This is a genomic window from Bacteroides faecium (assembly GCF_012113595.1).
Taxonomy (GTDB): Bacteria; Bacteroidota; Bacteroidia; order Bacteroidales; family Bacteroidaceae; genus Bacteroides; species Bacteroides faecium.
The window spans coordinates 2,149,039-2,169,868 of the sequence record NZ_CP050831.1; the positions used below are offsets into that span (position 1 = coordinate 2,149,039).

The window sequence follows — 20,830 nt, forward strand, 5'->3', positions numbered from 1 at the left end:
TAGATGGCAATCTCTTAGTATATGATGAGTTATGTAATGTTTTCATAAACTAAAATCTCCATATAATTGCCAGTTTGCTGACGACAATTCTATTTTGTATTCTCCCGTTTCTTCTGTACCTAAATCAATAGTTGTGTACTTAGTACTAGCATTATAAGTTTGCTCATACACTACTTCACCTGTTGACATATTCGTTATGGTTATTTTAAAATCGGATTCGAAGTCTAATGACTCGGCCGTTAATAAATGACCCATGAGAAATACTTGTGCCGGAAATAGGTTACGTTGTGCAGAATGTTGTTCTGAGCCACGTATTATAACAGTTTGGCGTGTTGAATAAGTATCAATCCCACTATTGGCAAAACCCGGTAATTGTGTAAATAGCATGCTGCATAGTACGAAAATAAGTAGTTCTTTTTTCATGTCTGTAAAATATAAATTCGGTTTTTCATTTTTGATGTTGCAAACATAGGGCTTAGAGCTGATTTGGTTTGTGTAGTATTTTGTTAAAGTTTAATTAACAATTTGATGTTTCTTGAAAATCAATACATTACATCTAAATCTCTTCTATCAGAATATCAAATTTTACAGGCGTCTCTACATTCATCCTCTTCATAATAGCATCTCTTCTTTTGTATGCAGCATTGGACGTGCAGCCAAATACATTCGCAATATCTGCATATTTCATGCCAATTTTAACCAAACAGCAGAAATAGACATCTTCTTTCAATAGTCGTTCATGCTTCCCCGTCAATCGACTGATAAACCCATGTGTTAATTGGTCTATTTCCGAAATCAATGTTTCCCATATTTCATTCGGTACTTTTTCGTTTGCATCCGGATTTTCATAATTGTGTTGTTTTATGGTTAATAAGGTCTTGTAGGCGACAGACTGACTTGTTAATAAACTGTCGAACAAGTAACTTTTTTCTTTTTTGATGTTAGTCAGTTGCTCTGTTAAATGGATATTATATTTCGCGTCATCTGGTAATTGTATTTGTTTCATAAGTTGTTCTATTTCTTTCTCTTTATCTGCAATAGCTTTTTTTATATCTGTGTATATCTTGTCTTTTTCTTTTAATAATTCATTGAGACAGCTATTCAGTTGATCTAAATATTGTTTATCTTCATTATACTCACTACATTTTTGTTTTAACTCCGCTATTTCTGCATCTTTATTCTCCATATCTTTTCTCATTTGGATGGATTGTGTGGAGATAGTTTGTAATAGAGACTCCTGTTTCAGTTTTAGTTGTTGTGCTTTCTGACGATATTTGATTCGTTTGTATACAAAAAGAACAATGAGTATTACTATGAAACTACTCCCGGCGTAGATGTAATACAAGTATAATGATAGGTTACTCCTGTGTTTTTGTTCACTCTGTTGAAGAAGGGTTACTTCCTCAACTACTAAAATTTCCTTTGTACGTTCAATGTGTTTTGTACTATCCATATATGCTTCATAGTTATCTTTGAAATGCAATGCTTCGGTAAAGTCTCCTTTTTTCCGCGCTACATCTTCTAGTATGATGCAAGCACCAGCTTTAGTGTAAAAACTGGGAGAAAATAGGCTTTTGTAAGCATAGTAAACAGCCGAATCTTTTTGATTGCTTCTGCTATAAGCATCACCTAGACTTAGGTATATACCATATAGTTGAGCGGTGTCTTTTTGCAGCATTAGTTCACGTCTGATATATGAAATAGCCTTTTCCGGTTCTCCCATTTCGTTATAAAGAATTCTTAGGGAGCTAAGAACTTCTATCTTTACATGTGGATTATTTAGTTTTTCAGCAATGGGTAGGGCGCGGTTTAGTAACTCTTCGGCTTTGCCATGAAATGCTGCTCCTTTCATAATACATATATCCGCTCGTTGTGCAAGTAACGTTGCTAAATGGGCAGAGTCAGCCTCTTGTTTAAGAAGTTCTTCTTCGCATACATAAAGAGAGTCCGCTTTGTCCAGTAGATCTTGTTGGAAGTATACATACCCAAGGTTTCCATATAGCATACACAATAGTTTATGGTCTTTGGCTTGTTTCACTAATGGCATTGCTCTGAGAAATTCGCGTATGGTGGCAGGATTATTTCTAGATTCCTGATACACTCTTCCGAGATAATAATGGGCTTTTGCCTGCATTGCTATATCATTATCTATCGAATCATAATACTCGGTGGCTATACGAATTAAAGAATCTGTGGTTGGTGTAATGTAGTTTTTGTCTTGTGCTTGGGTTAGTAATAAGGCATATTTAGCATTTTGGGCAGGTGTTTTTATCTCTGACAGGCAGATATTCTCCAGTAGATACAATGCGCTGTCCGGACGGGTGGACATCAATGAATCTGCAGTAGATAAAAGTAAATCTCCACTTCCTTTTTGTTGGCAGGCAAAGGTTACGAATATCAGATTAAATAAACAGAGGTAATATATTAGTCTGTTATGTTCTTTTGTTTGGTGCTTGATGCTTTTCATAATTCGGCTTTATATATAGTACAATTGTGGATTCTACATTGCTTATCTTATCGTTGCTAATTTATGTTTATTTAAAACACTTGTTGGGAGAAGTTTTTCGTTTGTTTTGCACTGAAAGGAATTAGCTCTTTGGTAGAACAGTACAAAATTGTTATAGAACCGAATAAGACTTTCCGCTGGCTATTTCTTTTTCATATTTCTATCTCTCCTTTTATCTTTTCTCTGTATCTTCGATGAACAAAGGGTTTGCAGACTGGACTATTGACTTTTTCGCCTTATCACCTGTCAGCGATTAGTTTCAATATTTGTATCTCCTAGTGAAACTGTTCGTTTCTCGGTGTGAAACACTTCGTTTCACTGCTTGAAACGCTTTGTTTCTCGGTGTGAAACTTTTAGTTTCAAACGGGGTTGAAACAAATTGCGAAATAGCTTTACGGAAGCTGTGCTTGAAGAATCCTTTTTCTGTTTTGTGTCAAAATGTATATCCTTTCAATCAAAATGCGTAAGGAACACGAGGCGGGAATCGCCTATCTTTGCAATGTAGGTAAATGGATACCTTAAATATATAGACAGAATACCATGAAACAAAACTTTTTTGCAGTCGACCTGGGCGCAACGAGCGGCCGTACAATCTTGGGAACTTTCATTGAAGGCGGATTAAACCTCGAAGAGATTAACCGTTTCCCTAATCATCTGATTGAAGTCGGTGGTCATTTCTATTGGGATATTTATGCATTATACCGTCATATCATTGACGGCTTGAAGCTGGTGGCTCACCGTGGTGAATCTATCGCTTCTATCGGTATTGACACATGGGGAGTGGATTTTGTATGCGTCGGAAAGGACGGAAACCTGCTTCGTCAGCCTTATGCGTATCGTGACCCGCATACGGTAGGAGCGCCGGAAGCTCTTTTCTCCCGCATTTCGCGTAGTGAAGTATATGGTAAGACGGGTATTCAGATAATGAATTTTAATTCACTTTTCCAGTTGGATACTTTACGCCGTAATAATGACAGTGCGTTGGCGGCAGCAGATAAGATTCTGTTTATGCCGGATGCATTGAGTTATATGCTGACCGGGGAAATGGTGACGGAATATACGATTGCTTCGACAGCCCAACTGGTGAATGCACAAACCCGCAGTCTCGAACCGGAATTGCTGAAAGCAGTCGGATTGAGCGAAAAGAACTTCGGGCGTTTTGTATTCCCGGGTGAAAAGGTAGGAGTACTGACAGAAGAAGTACAGAAGATTACCGGACTGGGAGCTATCCCTGTGATTGCCGTAGCCGGACATGATACGGGTTCTGCCGTTGCTGCCGTTCCGGCATTAGACCGTAACTTTGCTTACCTGAGCAGTGGGACATGGTCACTGATGGGCGTTGAAACGGATGCTCCGGTAATCAATGCCGAAACGGAAGCACTGAACTTTACCAATGAAGGCGGTGTGGAAGGAACTATCCGCCTGCTGAAGAATATCTGCGGAATGTGGTTGCTGGAACGCTGTCGCTTGAATTGGGGGGATACAAGTTATCCCGAACTTATCAGCGAGGCAGATGCTTGCGAGCCGTTCCGCAGCTTGATTAATCCCGATGATGACTGCTTCGCGAATCCTGCGGATATGGAAAAGGCTATTGCAGAATATTGTCATGCTACCGGACAGCCTGTTCCCGGACAGCGCGGGCAGGTGGTGCGCTGTATCTTCGAGAGTCTGGCTTTGCGTTACCGTCAAGTATTGGAGAACTTGCGTTCACTTTCTCCCCGTCCGATTGATACCTTGCACGTGATTGGCGGTGGCAGCCGGAACGATTTGCTGAACCAGTTTACTGCCAATGCTATCGGTATTCCGGTGGTTGCGGGACCGTCCGAAGCTACCGCTATCGGTAATGTGATGATTCAGGCAATGGCGGCAGGTGAAGCGACGGATGTGGCAGGTATGCGCCGGTTGATAAACAGTTCCATCCCGTTGAAAACGTATCAGCCACAAGATACGGAAGCGTGGGACGCGGCTTATATCCACTTTAAAAACTGTATCCGATAATTAATAAATTAACCGACAGAATAATCATTTTAAACAATAGAATATCATGAAAAAAGAAGAACTGATTCAGAAAGCGTATGAGATTGCTGTGGAACGTTATGCAGCAGTAGGTGTGGACACCGAACAAGTATTGAAGACTATGCAGGATTTTCATCTGTCACTCCACTGCTGGCAGGCTGACGACGTAGCAGGATTCGAAGTGCAGGCCGGCTCATTGACTGGCGGTATCCAGGCTACCGGCAACTATCCGGGCAAAGCCCGCAACATCGACGAACTGCGTGCCGACATCTTGAAAGCCGCTTCTTATATCCCGGGTACTCACCGTCTGAATCTGCATGAAATCTATGGTGATTTCCAGGGCAAAGTAGTAGACCGTGACCAGGTAGAACCGGAGCATTTCAAGAGCTGGATAGAATGGGGTAAAGAGCATAACATGAAACTTGATTTCAACTCCACTTCTTTCTCGCATCCGAAGTCAGGTGATTTGTCTCTTTCTAATCCGGACGAAGGTATCCGCCAGTTCTGGATTGAGCATACAAAACGTTGCCGTGCAGTTGCCGAAGAAATGGGTAAGGCACAGGGCGACCCGTGTATCATGAATCTTTGGGTACACGACGGAAGCAAAGATATCACAGTGAACCGCATGAAATATCGTGCATTGTTGAAAGATTCTCTGGACCAGATTTTCGCTACCGAATATAAGAATATGAAGGACTGTATCGAATCTAAAGTGTTCGGTATCGGTCTGGAAAGCTACACGGTAGGTTCTAATGACTTCTATATCGGTTATGGCGCTTCACGCAACAAGATGATTACGCTGGATACCGGTCACTTCCACCCGACGGAAAGTGTGGCTGACAAAGTATCTTCACTGTTGCTTTATGTTCCCGAACTGATGTTGCACGTAAGCCGTCCGGTTCGTTGGGATTCCGACCACGTTACTATCATGGACGATCCGACTATGGAACTGTTCAGCGAAATCGTTCGTTGTGGCGCATTAGACCGCGTACACTATGGTCTTGACTATTTCGACGCTTCTATCAACCGTATCGGCGCTTACGTAATCGGTAGCCGTGCCGCACAGAAATGTATGACTCGCGCCCTGCTTGAACCGATTGCCAAATTGCGTGAATACGAAGCCAACGGACAGGGATTCCAGCGTCTGGCTCTGCTCGAAGAAGAAAAAGCGCTTCCTTGGAATGCTGTATGGGATATGTTCTGCTTGAAGAACAATGTTCCGGTAGGCGAAGATTTCATTGCGGAAATCGAAAAGTACGAAGCCGAAGTAACTTCTAAACGATAAGTTATGGAGATTTTAATCGGCTTGTTGATTATAGCCATCGGTAGCTTTTGCCAGTCCAGTTCCTATGTACCTATTAAAAAGGTAAAGGAATGGAGCTGGGAAAGCTTCTGGTTGATACAAGGTGTATTTGCCTGGTTAGTGTTCCCGTTTCTGGGTTCACTGCTGGGTGTACCCCAAGGGGGCAGTCTGCTCGACTTGTGGGGAGCGGGTGGTGCTGGAATGAGCATCTTTTATGGTGTATTGTGGGGAGTAGGCGGTTTGACCTTCGGGCTTTCCATGCGCTATCTGGGTGTTGCGCTGGGACAGAGTATCTCACTGGGTACTTGTGCCGGTTTCGGAACACTTCTTCCGGCTCTTTTCGCAGGAACGAATTTGTTGGCAGGCAACGGACTGATTCTTCTATTGGGTGTTTGCATTACGCTGGCAGGTATTGCCGTTATCGGTTATGCCGGCAGCCTGCGTGCGCAAAACATGAGTGAAGAGGAAAAGCGTGCTGCCGTGAAAGACTTTGCTTTAACAAAAGGTTTGCTTGTAGCATTGTTGGCGGGTGTGATGAGCGCCTGTTTCGCTTTAGGACTGGATGCCGGAACGCCTATCAAGGAAGCAGCTTTGGCAGGTGGCGTTGAAGGACTTTATGCAGGTCTTCCTGTTATCTTCCTGGTTACGTTCGGTGGATTCCTGACGAATGCAGTGTACTGTCTGCAACAGAATGTGGCTAATAAGTCTATGGGTGACTATGCTAAAGGAAAAGTATGGGGCAATAATCTGGTGTTCTGCGCATTGGCAGGCGTACTGTGGTATATGCAGTTCTTCGGACTGGAAATGGGCAAGAGCTTCCTTACGGAAAGTCCCGTATTGCTGGCTTTCTCCTGGTGTATCCTGATGGCATTGAATGTGACCTTCAGTAATGTTTGGGGAATTATCCTGAAAGAATGGAAGGGAGTATCTACCAAGACTATCACTGTACTAATCTGCGGATTGGTAGTGTTGATTTTCTCGCTGGTGTTCCCGAATTTGTTTTAAAAATTTCAGGCACGGATTACACGGATTACGCAGTTTTTTTATAAATTGCGACAAAATCCGTGTAATCCGTGTAATCCGTGCCTAATTAAAATACATATTATAATGAAATCAATTTTAGAAAATCGTCCGGCACTGGCCAGGGAAGTAAACAAGGTAGCGGAAGTTGCCGGATACTTGTGGCAGAAAGGATGGGCTGAACGTAACGGTGGTAATATCACTGTTAATATCACAGAGTTTGTAGACGATGAAATCCGTCAGATGCAGCCGATTAGCGAAGTAAAACAGATTGGTGTCACATTGCCTTACCTGAAAGGATGCTACTTTTACTGCAAGGGAACCAACAAACGTATGCGTGATTTAGCCCGCTGGCCGATGGAGAATGGTTCGGTAATCCGAATTTTGGATGACTGTGCCAGCTACGTAATTATTGCTGATGAAGCGGTGGCTCCGACATCGGAATTGCCGTCTCACCTGAGCGTACATAATGACCTGTTGAGTAAGAACTCTCCTTATAAAGCATCCGTGCATACTCACCCGATTGAGTTGATTGCTATGACGCATTGCCCGAAATTCCTGGAAAAAGATGTGGCTACCAATCTATTGTGGAGCATGATTCCCGAAACAAAGGCATTCTGCCCGCGTGGTCTGGGTATCATTCCTTATAAATTGCCTAGTTCGGTAGAACTGGCGGAAGCTACTATCAAGGAATTGCAGGACTATGATGTCGTGATGTGGGAGAAACACGGCGTATTCGCAGTAGACTGTGACGTGATGCAGGCATTCGACCAGATTGATGTGTTGAATAAATCCGCTTTAATCTATATCGCAGCCAAGAATATGGGCTTCGAACCGGATGGCATGAGCCAGGAGCAGATGAAAGAAATGTCAGTTGCTTTCAATCTTCCTAAATAATATTTGTACTAGTCGTTGAATTTATCTACTTTAGCAACCGCAATATTTTCTGTCATGGGAGATGTTGCGGTTAACCCTTTAAACAAATAACACAACCATGAATCGCATTATTTTAAATGAGACTTCTTATTTCGGTGCCGGATGCCGGAGTGTAATTGCTGTGGAAGCAGCAAGACGTGGCTTTAAGAAAGCCTTTTTTGTAACGGATAAGGACCTTATCAAGTTTGGTGTGGCTGCCGAAATCATTAAAGTCTTTGATGAAAATAAAATTCCTTACGAACTTTACAGTGATGTAAAAGCCAATCCTACTATCGCCAATGTACAAAACGGTGTGGCTGCCTACAAGGCTTCCGGTGCTGATTTTATCGTTGCTTTGGGTGGCGGTTCTTCTATTGATACAGCCAAAGGTATCGGTATCGTTGTGAACAACCCGGATTTTGCTGACGTGAAATCTCTGGAAGGTGTAGCGGATACCAAACACAAGGCCGTGCCTACCTTCGCATTGCCTACTACTGCCGGAACGGCTGCCGAAGTGACTATCAATTACGTGATTATTGACGAGGACGCACGTAAAAAGATGGTTTGCGTAGACCCGAACGATATTCCTGCCGTGGCTATCGTAGACCCCGAACTGATGTATTCTATGCCGAAAGGGCTGACCGCCGCTACGGGTATGGACGCTTTGACGCACGCTATCGAAAGTTATATTACTCCGGGTGCCTGGGCTATGAGCGATATGTTCGAACTGAAAGCTATCGAAATGATTGCACAGAACTTGAAAGCGGCTGTGGATAACGGCAAAGATGTAGTTGCCCGCGAAGCCATGTCTCAGGCACAATACATTGCCGGAATGGGATTCTCTAACGTCGGTTTGGGAATCGTTCACTCGATGGCTCACCCGCTGGGTGCTTTCTATGATACTCCTCACGGTGTGGCAAATGCTTTGCTGTTGCCTTACGTGATGGAATATAACGCTGAATCTCCGGCTGCTCCTAAGTATATCAATATTGCGAAAGCGATGGGCGTAGACACTGCCGAAATGAGTGAGGCGGAAGGTGTGAAGGCGGCTATTGAAGCTGTAAAAGCCCTTTCTCTCAGCATCGGTATCCCTCAGAAACTGCATGAAATCAATGTGAAGGAAGAAGATATTCCTGCATTGGCAGTAGCAGCTTTCAATGATGTTTGTACGGGTGGTAATCCTCGTCCTACTTCGGTAGAAGACATCGAGGCTCTGTATCATAAAGCTTTCTAAATCTGATTCTATTAGATTTATTTTAAATAGACATCCGGGGCTGCCTGAAGGTACGCTCCGGATGTTTTTTGTTTCTTAGCGTGTGTTTTCTGAAAATAATTCCTATTTTTGTCCAATCCAATTGCATGAAAACACGTTGATATGACTGAGGACAATAGCTTAGGACTTGAATTCAAATATCTGATTGTAAATGACATGGACCGTAAGTTCGGTTTATGGGTCAATACTGTCGGCTATCAGTCTATCCCGCCCGATTCGCCTTACCCGTTGAAAGAGCATCCTTCCGGTTACTTCTTCAATGCGGAAAAAGGACGGGTACTCCGTGAATACCAGTTGGTTTATATCACCAAGGGTCGCGGTTTGTTTTCATCCGATTCCACTTCCGAAAAACAGGTTTGTAAAGGCAGGCTGATGGTATTGTTTCCCGGTCAGTGGCATACTTATCGTCCGTTGCGGCAGACAGGCTGGACGGAGTATTATATCGGTTTTGAGGGGCCGGCAATAGATGCCATTGTGGATACTTCTTTTTTATCACCTGAACAGCAGATATTAGAGGTGGGTATCAATGAAGAGCTGGTTTCATTGTTTTCCCGTGCCCTTGCAGTAGCCGAGGCGGACAAGATTTCGGCACAGCAATATCTATCCGGTATTGTGCTTCACATGATTGGCATGATTCTCTCTGTCTCTAAAAATAAGGTTTTTGAAATGAGTGACGTCGACCAGAAGATAGAGCAGGCAAAGATTATAATGAACGAGAATGTATCCGGTAATGTAGACCCGGAAGAACTGGCGATGCGGCTCAATATCAGTTATTCATGGTTCCGCCGTGTCTTTAAAGAATATACGGGTTATGCTCCCGCTAAATATTTCCAGGAATTGAAACTCCGTAAGGCCAAGCAAATGCTGGTGGGTACTTCTCAATCGGTGAAAGAGATTTCTTTTTTCCTTGGTTTTCAGTCTACCGAATATTTCTTTTCTTTCTTTAAGAAGCGGACAGGACTTACTCCGTTGGAGTATCGTTCGTTTGGAAGGGAGGAATAAAATAGCGTTTGAGAGTCGCCTTAGTAGGGGATAAAATATGAAACAGAGGATTTGGATAGCATTAAAGGGTTATAGACCAATATTAAAAAATATATTTATTTTGGTTGCTTTGAATCTTTTATTCCATTATATTTGGCAGCGTGTAACAGATTAAATGGAAATGATACCAGAAAAACAACATGTTGACTTTGAGCAGATTTATATTGCTTATTTTTCCAGAATGAAATACTTTGCCCAAGAGTATGTTCTTTCGGATGAAGACGCTGAAAACATAGTGCAAGATGTTTTCCTTGAACTTTGGGAGCGAAAAGAAATGCTGGAACTGCCGATTAATATTATTGCTTACCTTTTCACTGCTATAAAGAATCGGTGCATTGATTTCTTACGCCGGAAAATATTAATAAGAGATATTGAAGATAAACTACAAGAAGAATACCGTCTTACTTTACAAGTGAAGTACTACTCGCTGGAGCATTTTGATTTGGATATTCTGGAGGAAAAAAGTATAGAACAAATTTTATCTAAGGCTATTGATGCACTACCCGAAAAATGTAGGGAGATTTTTATAAAAAATAAAATTGAAGGTAAAAAGCAAAAAGAAATTGCTGCGGAATTAAACATATCTGTTAATACAGTTGAAACCCAAATGGGTATCGCTTACAAGAAACTTAAAACTGAACTGAAAGACTATTTTCCTCTCTTCCTTTTTCTACTTTATTTGTGATTGAAATAAAAAAAATGATTTTCTTTTGGCGGATTTTTTCTTTTGGCTCGTTTACATAATGAACTTAGAAGAAAAAAAAGATGGACGAACGGATATTAAAATATTTTCAAAACGAGTTGGATATCGCTGAAAGATTAAAACTTCTGCGAGAAATAGAGAAAGATGATATTTTAAAAAAACAATTTAGTGAGTATCAAAACATACGTGCTTTGATGAACTTGTCTTCGTACATGGAGAATGTTGAAGAGGGGAAGGTTAAATACAGTCATTTTACACAATGGGTTTTAAACAGAAAACGTCATCAATACCTGTTTAAGTTAATGAAATATGCAGCAGCAGTTGTATTATTGATTGTTTCTACATGTTGGCTGACATTATGGACCTCTTCAAGATTGAGTAATGATAATCTTATAGCAGAAACAAATACACTGTATGTACCGGCAGGACAACGTGCCTGTATCACTCTTCAAGACGGAAGTGTCGTTTGGCTTAACGCACAGTCTACTTTAATTTACCCTTCACATTTCTGGGGAACGGAGCGCAAGGTTCAGATTATAGGAGAAGCCTTTTTTGAGATAGCTAAGAATGAAAAGAAACCATTCTATGTAGTTGCTCAAAATGTAGAGATGCGAGTGCTGGGTACTAAATTTAATGTATATAGCTATCCTGAAACGGGATTAACCCGAACGAGTTTGATTGAAGGAGCGGTACAGGTGAGCTGTGACGATGGTAGAGAAAAAGTAATTTTGAAACCTAATGAACAGGTAACAGTAAGAAATGGACAAATGACTGTTGATCTGATAGAATTTCCTGATGCTTTACTTTGGAAGGAGGGAATATATAGTTTTAATAATGAACGTCTGATTGATATAACCAAGAAGCTCGAATTGTATTATGATGTAAAGATAGTTGTTTCTAGTCAACAGTTGAGAAATATCAGATATACTTGTAAATTCAGGCAGAGAGATGGCATTGATGAGATACTGAAAGTTATACAGCAGATTCACCATTTTAAGATAAACAAAGATAAAGAGAAGAATACTTTTACATTAAACTAATAACGATTGTCTAATCTTTAAAATCATACATACCATGGAAACATAAATATATTAGCCTTATAGAAAAATGAAAGCGACAAATGTACCACCATTTGTCGCCGGATGAAAAGTAAACACAAGAGTCAATTTAGTATTCACTTTACATTATACAAAGATATGAAAATAAATCCTTTGTTATTACTCTTTATTGTCCAAAATCAATGCATTAAAGATTATTTTAGAATTATGAAAATCTCACTATTTTTCCTGTTTGTGTATACCTTCCAATTAATGGCGGTAAATGCAGAAGCTCAAAATGCTATAATTAAAGTTCCTTCCAAGTCTTTGTCTATTGGACAGTTGATAACAGAAATAGAAAGACAAACGGACTATCTGGTGGTATATAGTAATCATGAAATAGATGTAGATCGTACAGTGGTGATGCAAAAGATATCGGGAAAGGTTTCTAGTTTTCTGGATGCGGCTTTTGCAAAGACGGACATAAACTATCAATTTAAGAATGATTATATAATGCTGTCTGTTGATAAGGCTGATAAAAATAAGGTACAGCAGCAAGCTCAGAAAATAACAGGCATGGTAAACGATGAAAACGGAGAACCTGTTATTGGCGCTAATGTTAGTGTAATTGGTCAATCAATAGGTACAATAACAGATATAAACGGGAGATTTACTATTAACGCTCCTCAAGGAAGTTCTATTCAGGTATCCTTCATCGGGTTCAAATCACAAATAATAACTGTGAACAAGAGCCATTTGAATATAAAACTGATTGATGATACGATGACTCTTAATGAGGTGGTGGTCGTTGGTTATGGAACAAGTACAAAGAAAGACCTTACCGGTGCTGTTGGAATTGTTACTGGTGAACTAATAGAGAACCGACAGTCTGTACAGATTTCAAATGCATTACAAGGAGCGGTTGCCGGATTGAGTGTGACTCGTAGTTCGGGAGCTCCGGGTAGTGGTGGTACGATTCGAGTACGTGGAAATACGACTATCGGCAATAATGATGCTCTGATTATAGTTGATGGCATACCAACCGATGATATTAATAATATAAATCCCAATGATATAGAGAATATTTCAGTTCTTAAAGATGCAGCTGCCAGTTCTATATATGGTTCCCGTGCTGCAGCAGGGGTTATATTGGTCACAACAAAACGGGCAAAATCCGGTCAGGCTACTTTCAACTATAACTACGAGTTTGGAATTGAAAAGCCTACGGAGATGCCTGAATATGTGGATGTTGTACGATATATGCAACTGGTGGATGAAAGGCAGATGAATGATGGAGGGTCTGCTATTTATGGAACAGACTTTATCAACAGTTATTGGAATAACCATTTGCTGGATCCGGATACTTATCCTGCTACAGATTGGCAAGATGTTATTTATAAAAAGCAGGCTCCCAGACATCGGCATGAGTTCACGATGACTATGGGAACAGATAAAGTGAAAACGAAAGCTTCGTTGGGATATGTCGATATAGATGGATTGTATGCTAATAGCGGTTATAAACGATATATGTTCCGGGTGAATAATGATATTCGTTTACATAAGATGCTTTCTGCAAATTTGGATGTATCATTTAAAAGATCAAACAACAAATCTCCGGCAGATAGCTATATCTCTTCAAGAAGTGTGGCTTATATGGCTCGCGTAATGCCGGGGATATACGATGACAAGTATGATGATGGTCGTTATGCCCCCGGAAAAGATGGTTCGAATATATTGGCAGAGGTGAATGAAGGAGGAGTAAATGAAAAAATATACAATCAGTTAGTAGGTCGTTTTGTTTTGGATTTCAAACCATTGGAAGGATTGTCACTGAAAGCTGTTCTTGCCCCTACATTGAATTTCAATAAATTCAAGGCGTTTGCCAAAGTTGTTGAATACACAGATAAGAGTGATCCTTCCAGAGTGCTGTATACTAGTCGTCCCAAAACGGTTCTAAACGAAACCAGAGCGGATGGTACTGTTTTTAATGGGCAGTTCTTAGCCAATTATAAAAAAACATTTGCCAAAGTGCACAATTTTGATTTCTTGTTGGGATACGAAGAAAATACGATAAAGTCTGAATCATTGAAAGCGTCACGCGAAGGCTTTTTGATTACAGAATTCCCATATCTTGATTTAGGGGCGGAAGATTTAAGAGATAATAGTGGTTCTGCTTCGGAGTCGGCATTACGATCTTATTTTGGACGTGTCAATTATAATTATAAGAATAAATATTATCTCCAGGCAAATGCCCGGTACGATGGTTCTTCCCGTTTTCATAAAAATTCAAGATGGGCGTTTTTTCCTTCTTTTTCTGCAGGGTGGATTATCTCTGAAGAAAAGTTTATGAAGAATATTCCTGTTTTGTCTTATCTTAAATTAAGAGGATCGTGGGGACAAGTAGGGAATGAGAGAATAGGAGATTATCCGTATCAGGCAGCAATAACACATAATGATGCCCTTTTCTGGCAAAATGGTGAAATTGTATCAAGTAAAACAGGGGCTCAGATGGTGTATGCTATTCAGGATATTACATGGGAAACGACAGAATCTTATGATATCGGAGTAGATATGATGTTTTTTAATGAGAAATTAAAAATAACAGCAGACTACTATAAAAAGCGAACTAAAAACATTCTTCTTCAATTGGATATTCCGAGTTATTTGGGATATGCCAATCCTAATCAGAATGCTGGGGAAATAAGTACCAAAGGTTGGGAATTGGAAGCATCATGGAGAGAACAGGTTGGAGATTTTAACTATTCGGTTGCTTTTAATATATCAGATGCCAAAACCGTAATTGATGATCTGAAAGGTACTCAACAGAAAGGAAACCTTGCAAAGATAGAGGGGGGAGAGTTTGACGAATGGTATGGATATCGGGCAAAAGGAATTTATCAGAATCAGCAACAAGTGGATAATCTTCCGAAGATGAATTCATCAGTTCAGATAGGTGATATATGCTATGAAGACATTAGTGGTCCTGACGGGGTTCCTGATGGGATAATATCAGACTATGATAAGGTGTTGCTAGGTGGTTCTCTTCCTCGATACACTTATGGAGGTAATATCTCTTTAGGATATAAAGATTTAGATATATCGCTGGCATTTCAAGGCGTAGGAAAGATGAAGTCCCGGCTATCCAATGTTCAGGTTCAGCCATTTATGGAGTCAGGAATTGGCAATGTTCCTAAAATTATTGATGGGAAGTTCTGGAGTCGCAATAATACCGCAGAACAGAATATTGCAGCCCGATATCCTCGTTTGTCGACATCCGGTGCTTCCAATAATTATACGATGTCAGATTTCTGGTTGATAAATGGCTCCTATTTTCGATTAAAAAACATAACTGTGGGATATAGAATACCGGTTGGAAAAACGTTAGAACGATATATTAAAAATATAAGAGTTTATGTGAGTGTAAATGATTTATTATCCATAGATAAGTATCCGAAGGGTTGGGACCCGGAATCGTCTGCGACTGGTTATCCTATTGTTACTACTTTTATGGGAGGCTTCAATCTTAATTTTTAAAACACACATGAATATGGAAAAGATAAGAATATTTTCAGTATGGATGATGGCATTGATTCTGGCGTCATGTAATAATTTGGATTTGAATCCACTGTCCGAGTCTTCTACCGGCAACTTCTATTCTAATCAACAAGAATTGGAGATGGCAATCAATGATTTATACCGCTCTCCTTTTTATTCGGTAGATGATGAATTGATGACCGATAATATGACTACCCGAACCATTAGTAATGCTGTGGTGACGGGGACTATAAACAGTGATTGGACAGGCTCTGCCGATTTGTGGACTAATAGTTATAAAGCCATAGCGAGAGTAAATAGTTTTATGCTTTATAAAGATCAGGCTAAGGACAAGACTGATCCTGATATCATGCTCCGGCTTGAAGCTGAGGCTCGCTTTATAAGAGCATATCAATATGCTGTGCTAGTTAATCATTTTGGCGATTTACCTTTTCTTGACAAATATACCAGTCTGGAAGATTCGTATAAAATGGGAAGAACCAAAAAAGATGAAATCTTGGATTTTGTATATGATGAGTTAGGTTGGGCAGCAGACAATCTCCCGGAATCGTATGCGGCTAATCAGCAGCAGCGGTTTACTAGAGGAGCTGCATTAGCAATAAAAGCACGGACCGCGTTATATGCAGGCGAATGGGAAATAGCCAAGAATGCAGCGAGCGCAGTTATGGAATTGGAGAAAAAAGGAATTTATCAATTACATCCTGATTACAGGACGTTGTTTCTGTCGGAAGGACAAAATAATAAAGAAATAATAATGAGTAATCCTCGCTCGGAAACATACGGGGTAGTGAATGCAGGAGCTACGGTATTGGGACGTTATCTCACACGTACAGCCGGATTTACGTGTTCGGTGATGCCTACCCGGGAGCTTATAGATTCTTACGAATGTGCCGATGGATTGCCTATAGATAAATCTCCTCTTTACAATCCTCAAAAACCATTTGATAACAGAGATCCGAGATTGGTAGAGACTGTTGTGAAACATGGTTCTGATTGGCTGCAATTCAGATATCAACCCCACCCGGACACTCTCCAAGTGAGGAGCTATAAAGACAATAAACTAGTTGATAATAAAGACTCGAGAGGAAAAGACTCTTATGCAAGCTATACGGGCTTTGTTTGGAAAAAAGGATATGATCAGACGATGGCTGACAGAAAGGTGGATGATATTGATCTGATAATTGTACGTTATGCCGAAATACTGTTAATATATGCTGAGGCTAAGATAGAGCTGGGAGAAATAGATTCATCAGTTCTGGAAGCTATAAATAAAGTTCGGGCTAGAGCTTACAAGACAACTGTAGAAGCTACTGATTATCCCAAAGTAGTAACGACCAATGCGGATCAGCTTCGTACAATAATAAAAAGAGAACGGAGGGTTGAGTTTGTAAAGGAGGGTTTGAGATATATGGATTTGATCCGTTGGAGAATTGCAGAGGATGCATTGACCAAGCCTGTGTTGGGTATTCCTGATGCGGTAAATCAGGATAGAAAGAAATGGCCCTTCCCGGGGATTCCTTCTATTGATGAAAATGGTATTCCCGATTATACTCCGATGCTTAATGACTGCAAGATATTAGGAGCGAGAAGTTTCAACAAAGAACGGCAGTATTTATGGCCGATCCCCAGTAGTGAGCTTCTCATAAACTCAAATTTAAGTCAAAATCCTAATTATTAACAGATAAAGTGTCTTTCTCCAATTAAAGTTATGTGAATGATATGAAACGAATAATCTATTTATTTTTTTTAGTTTACCTTTTGACCGGATGTCGAAGCGGTAAGCAGAATGAGCCTATGCTCTCCAGCTACAGTGGCATTTATCCTCACTTGGCATATTATAATAATGAGGGAGAATGTGGAACGGGAGCTGTTGTAAATTGGGCAGACCGTTTATGGGTAATAACTTATGGCCCCCATTTGCCCTATGGATCTTCAGATAAACTGTATGAGATAACTCCTGATTTGCAGCAAATTACAAGGAAGGAAAGCATTGGCGGTACACCCGCCAACAGATTTATTCATAAAGAGAGCAACCAATTGTTTATAGGTCCGTATGTCATAGATAAAGAGCGTAACGTAAAAGTAATTCCTCTGACTGAATATCCGGGACGCTATACGGGAATTGCCCGTCATTTGTCAGACCCGGCTAATAAACTGTATATCGCTACAATGGAGGAGGGGTTTTATGAAGTCGATGTAAACACCTTGGCGATGAAAACCTTATATGTGGATGGAAATGTGATGAATGCGCATGAAGATGATACAAAAGCCAATAAACCTAATCCATTATTACCGGGAGCGCATGGAAAAGGATTCTATTCGGGACAAGGAGTAGTGGTTTATTCAAATAATGGAGAAGCGGATGAAAGAGCATTAACTGATTTCAATCTTACTTCCGGGGCATTATCTGAATGGAATGGAGAAAACTGGAAGCTGGTTCGTCGTAATCAGTTTACTGAAGTAAGCGGCCCTGGAGGTATTTATGGTAATACCAATCCGGAGACTGATCCGATTTGGGTGACAGGCTGGGATGCTCGTTCTATATTGGTTGGAGTGAGAGATAAAGGTGCATGGTCATTTTATCGTTTGCCAAAGGCAAGCAATAGTTATGATGGCGCACATGGTTGGAATACTGAATGGCCAAGAATAAGAAATGTAGGAACTGGTGATAACCCCGATTATTTAATGACTATGCATGGTATGTTCTGGCGTTTTCCTAAAACATTTTCTGCGGATCAAACAGCAGGTATACGCCCTCGGTCGGCTTATTTGAAAGTTGTTGGAGATTTTACGCGTTGGAACGATCGGCTTGTATTTGGTTGTGATGATTCTGCACATAAGGAATTTCTAAATAAACGTAAAGTGAAAGGAGATGTTGAAGGTCCCGGGCAGTCAAATTCTAATCTATGGTTTACTGATGTAGATAAACCTGATAATCTGGGTAGTACAACCGCAATAGGTGCGGTCTGGATTGATGATTCAGTGAAGAGTGGCGAAGCTTCAGAGCCTTTTTTATTTGCAGGTTGGGGAAAACGTTGCGCATGGCTTAGAAACTCGGGAAAAGCTTCTGTAAATATATTATTAGAAGTAGATGAGAACGGAAATAATCAATGGCAGAGGCTAAAAACGGTTCATGTATCTGCCGGACAGTCTGTTTTTATTGAATTTGCAGATTCGGAAAAGGGAGAGTGGATACGTGCCACTCCTGATAAATCAGCAATATTGAGTTTGGAATTTGCATATACAGATAATGAACGGAGTATAGAAAATATCGAAACTTTCAAGGGGATTTCAGGTGTAAATGATAAGACGTCTGCCGGAGCTCTTTTATATGGTTTAGGGGATGATCGTAGGGCATTAGGTGTATTAGCCGGAACGTTTCATGGGGATAAATTTGTGGAATCGGGATATTATGAGCTGGACGGTAATATGAGTTTAGAAAAGAAAGAGGATGTGAAAACCGAGGTATTTATCCGTACCCGTTTTGCTATACCTCAAAATGTGATTTCTATTGAAGAAACGTCCGTACTCATTGTGGATGATAATAATCGACGTTGGCGTCTGCCTTTGGGTAATGAGGCTTATAAACCGTTGACTGATGCTGGAACTTTGCGTATTTGTCGTGAGGTGGCAACAGAACGTGATCTGTTTAACTGTATGGGAACGTTTTTTGAATTGCCGGCAGAGAATGCAGATGGATTTGCTAAAATACGTCCTGTATCTTCTCATAATTTCCGTATTCATGATTATGCATCATACCGAGGGTTATTGGTTATGACCGGATTAAATCCGGATGAAATTCAACATAATTCTCATATCATACGTTCGTCTGATGGTAAGGCAATGTTATGGGCCGGAACGATAGATGATCTTTGGACACTGGGCAAACCGGTTGGACATGGTGGACCATGGAAAAATACACAAGTGAGTGCGGAGGAGTTTTCTGATCCTTATTTAATCGGATTCTATGATAAAAAAGAATTGGTTCTTTCGCATGATCAGAGTGATGATGTGACGTTTACTTTAGAAGTAAATCCTATCGGACACGGAGAATGGATCACCTATAAAAAGATAAATGTGAAGGCAGGCGAATCGTTGAACTTTAATTTTCCGGATAGTTTCCAGGCACGTTGGATACGTTTTTCTGTAAATAAAAGCTGTAAAGCAACTACATTTTTAACTTATAAATAATACGGCATATGAAAGCAATCTATTTTTATATTAATATACTACTCGTTGTAGCGTTATCGTTTAGTTTCGAATCTTGTACTGAATTTCAGGTTCCTGTGATAGAAGAGTATGCAAATGCTAAAGAACCCGAACCGGATGAACCGGAACAGCCCGGAGAGCCGGAAGAGGGTGATTTGGTGGTACCAGTCTCCCAAAGTTCGCAATTTCCCAGATTCCATACACAGGCTCAGATCGAGTTTGTTGCCGGACAAATCAATAAAAAAGAGGAACCTTGGAAAAGTGCTTATAATAAGCTTATCGAGTTGGCCGATTCTTATCAGGACAGAGAACATGAAGCTGTGGCAGATTTTCATACTCCTGCTTTTTATGATGGTCAGGATGAGAATATTGATGCCAAACAGGGACTGGCGCTTGATAGTCATGCGGCGTATGCCAATGCTTTGGCATACGCATTGACCGGCAAGGAGAAATATGGAAATAAGGCTATCTATTTCCTGAATGCATGGGCTACGATAAATACGACGATAACAGAAAATGATAAAGACGGAAATGCTACCGGAACAGCACTCACTGCTGCAAATCTGATTTCACAGATGATGATTGCCGCCGATTTGTTGCTGGGACAGGAGATTTGGACTGTTGCAGAAAAGACCGCGTTCAAGACATGGATACAAACGGTGGCTTTGCCGCAATCATTCCGACTAATCAGAACCAAATCTAATAATTGGGGAGACTGGGGGCTTTTTGCCACTGCTATGGCCTATCATATATTAGAAGTGAACGATAAAGTAAAGGAGGAACTTGATAGAATACCGGCACGTCTTCCGAAATGTATATCGGCAGACGGAGCGATGCCCAATGAAACAAGAAGAGAAGCGAATGGATTATGGTATACTTATTATGCACTGACGCCTATTACATTATCAGCTCAATTGGCATATAACACGATTGGAGTGAACTTGTTTGCATGGCAGTCTGGAGAGAAATCGTTAAAAAAGGCATTGGATTATTTGCTTTATTATGAGTTGCATCGTACGGAGTGGCCGCATTGGACTTTTGCAACAGATAAGGTAAGAAGTAAAGATGCTCCTACAGATTTGTATGAGGCTATGAATGATTATTTTAACGATGAATATAAATCATTTGTCGGTAGTTTTCAACCTGTACTTGGAGGATATAAAGGGAACAGGGTGTCTCATCATGGATGGAGTTTTGCAACGTTAATGAGAGTGACCGATCGTAAGATGTCTAAATATCCTAACTTGTGAAA

General features: G+C 40.6%; 14 protein-coding genes. 12 read left to right on the forward strand and 2 right to left on the reverse strand.

All coding sequences use genetic code 11. The annotated features are described in order from the left end of the window. Nucleotides 1-42: 42 nt before the first annotated feature. A complete protein-coding gene (locus tag BacF7301_RS07490; protein WP_167961652.1) occupies nt 43-423 on the reverse strand; it encodes a DUF3244 domain-containing protein in 381 nt (126 codons plus the stop codon). 133 nt (nt 424-556) lie between these two features. Next, entirely contained in the window at nt 557-2,467 is a 1,911-nt protein-coding gene (locus tag BacF7301_RS07495; protein ID WP_167961654.1) for a hypothetical protein, read from the reverse strand. A 579-nt stretch (nt 2,468-3,046) separates the two neighbouring features. Between BacF7301_RS07495 and rhaB the strand changes: the two genes are divergently transcribed. From rhaB to BacF7301_RS07555, 12 genes are all read left to right on the forward strand, one after another. Beyond that, on the forward strand, nt 3,047-4,504 hold the full coding sequence (rhaB, locus tag BacF7301_RS07500; RefSeq protein WP_167961656.1) for a rhamnulokinase: 1,458 nt from the start codon (nt 3,047-3,049) through the stop codon (nt 4,502-4,504). A 46-nt stretch (nt 4,505-4,550) separates the two neighbouring features. Further along, nucleotides 4,551-5,807 (forward strand): L-rhamnose isomerase, encoded by a 1,257-nt coding sequence (locus BacF7301_RS07505; RefSeq protein ID WP_008018351.1) that lies wholly within the window; start codon nt 4,551-4,553, stop codon nt 5,805-5,807. 3 nt (nt 5,808-5,810) lie between these two features. Continuing rightward, a complete protein-coding gene (gene rhaT, locus BacF7301_RS07510) occupies nt 5,811-6,830 on the forward strand; it encodes an L-rhamnose/proton symporter RhaT (RefSeq protein WP_167961658.1) in 1,020 nt (339 codons plus the stop codon). A 102-nt stretch (nt 6,831-6,932) separates the two neighbouring features. Further along, a complete protein-coding gene (rhaD, locus tag BacF7301_RS07515; protein ID WP_167961660.1) occupies nt 6,933-7,742 on the forward strand; it encodes a rhamnulose-1-phosphate aldolase in 810 nt (269 codons plus the stop codon). 97 nt (nt 7,743-7,839) lie between these two features. After that, nucleotides 7,840-8,994 carry a lactaldehyde reductase gene (gene fucO, locus BacF7301_RS07520; RefSeq protein ID WP_167961662.1) on the forward strand — a complete coding sequence of 385 codons (1,155 nt, stop codon included), beginning with the start codon at nt 7,840-7,842 and terminating at the stop codon, nt 8,992-8,994. A 141-nt stretch (nt 8,995-9,135) separates the two neighbouring features. Continuing rightward, nucleotides 9,136-10,035, forward strand: a complete 900-nt coding sequence (locus BacF7301_RS07525; protein ID WP_167961664.1) for an AraC family transcriptional regulator — start codon at nt 9,136-9,138, stop codon at nt 10,033-10,035. Nucleotides 10,036-10,195: 160 nt separating this feature from the next. Next, nucleotides 10,196-10,759, forward strand: coding sequence for an RNA polymerase sigma-70 factor (locus BacF7301_RS07530; RefSeq protein WP_167961666.1), 564 nt, complete (start codon nt 10,196-10,198; stop codon nt 10,757-10,759). An 80-nt stretch (nt 10,760-10,839) separates the two neighbouring features. Next, nucleotides 10,840-11,817 (forward strand): FecR family protein, encoded by a 978-nt coding sequence (locus BacF7301_RS07535; RefSeq protein ID WP_167961668.1) that lies wholly within the window; start codon nt 10,840-10,842, stop codon nt 11,815-11,817. A 225-nt stretch (nt 11,818-12,042) separates the two neighbouring features. After that, the gene (locus tag BacF7301_RS07540; protein ID WP_209319512.1) at nt 12,043-15,348 is read left to right on the forward strand and encodes a SusC/RagA family TonB-linked outer membrane protein; all 3,306 of its coding nucleotides are present in this window, start codon (nt 12,043-12,045) and stop codon (nt 15,346-15,348) included. 13 nt (nt 15,349-15,361) lie between these two features. Then, nucleotides 15,362-17,047 carry a RagB/SusD family nutrient uptake outer membrane protein gene (locus tag BacF7301_RS07545; RefSeq protein WP_167961670.1) on the forward strand — a complete coding sequence of 562 codons (1,686 nt, stop codon included), beginning with the start codon at nt 15,362-15,364 and terminating at the stop codon, nt 17,045-17,047. Nucleotides 17,048-17,088: 41 nt separating this feature from the next. Then, the gene (locus BacF7301_RS07550) at nt 17,089-19,560 is read left to right on the forward strand and encodes a hypothetical protein (RefSeq protein ID WP_167961672.1); all 2,472 of its coding nucleotides are present in this window, start codon (nt 17,089-17,091) and stop codon (nt 19,558-19,560) included. Between the two features lie 8 nt (nt 19,561-19,568). Beyond that, nucleotides 19,569-20,828 carry an alginate lyase family protein gene (locus BacF7301_RS07555; RefSeq protein ID WP_167961674.1) on the forward strand — a complete coding sequence of 420 codons (1,260 nt, stop codon included), beginning with the start codon at nt 19,569-19,571 and terminating at the stop codon, nt 20,826-20,828. Nucleotides 20,829-20,830 lie beyond the last annotated feature (2 nt).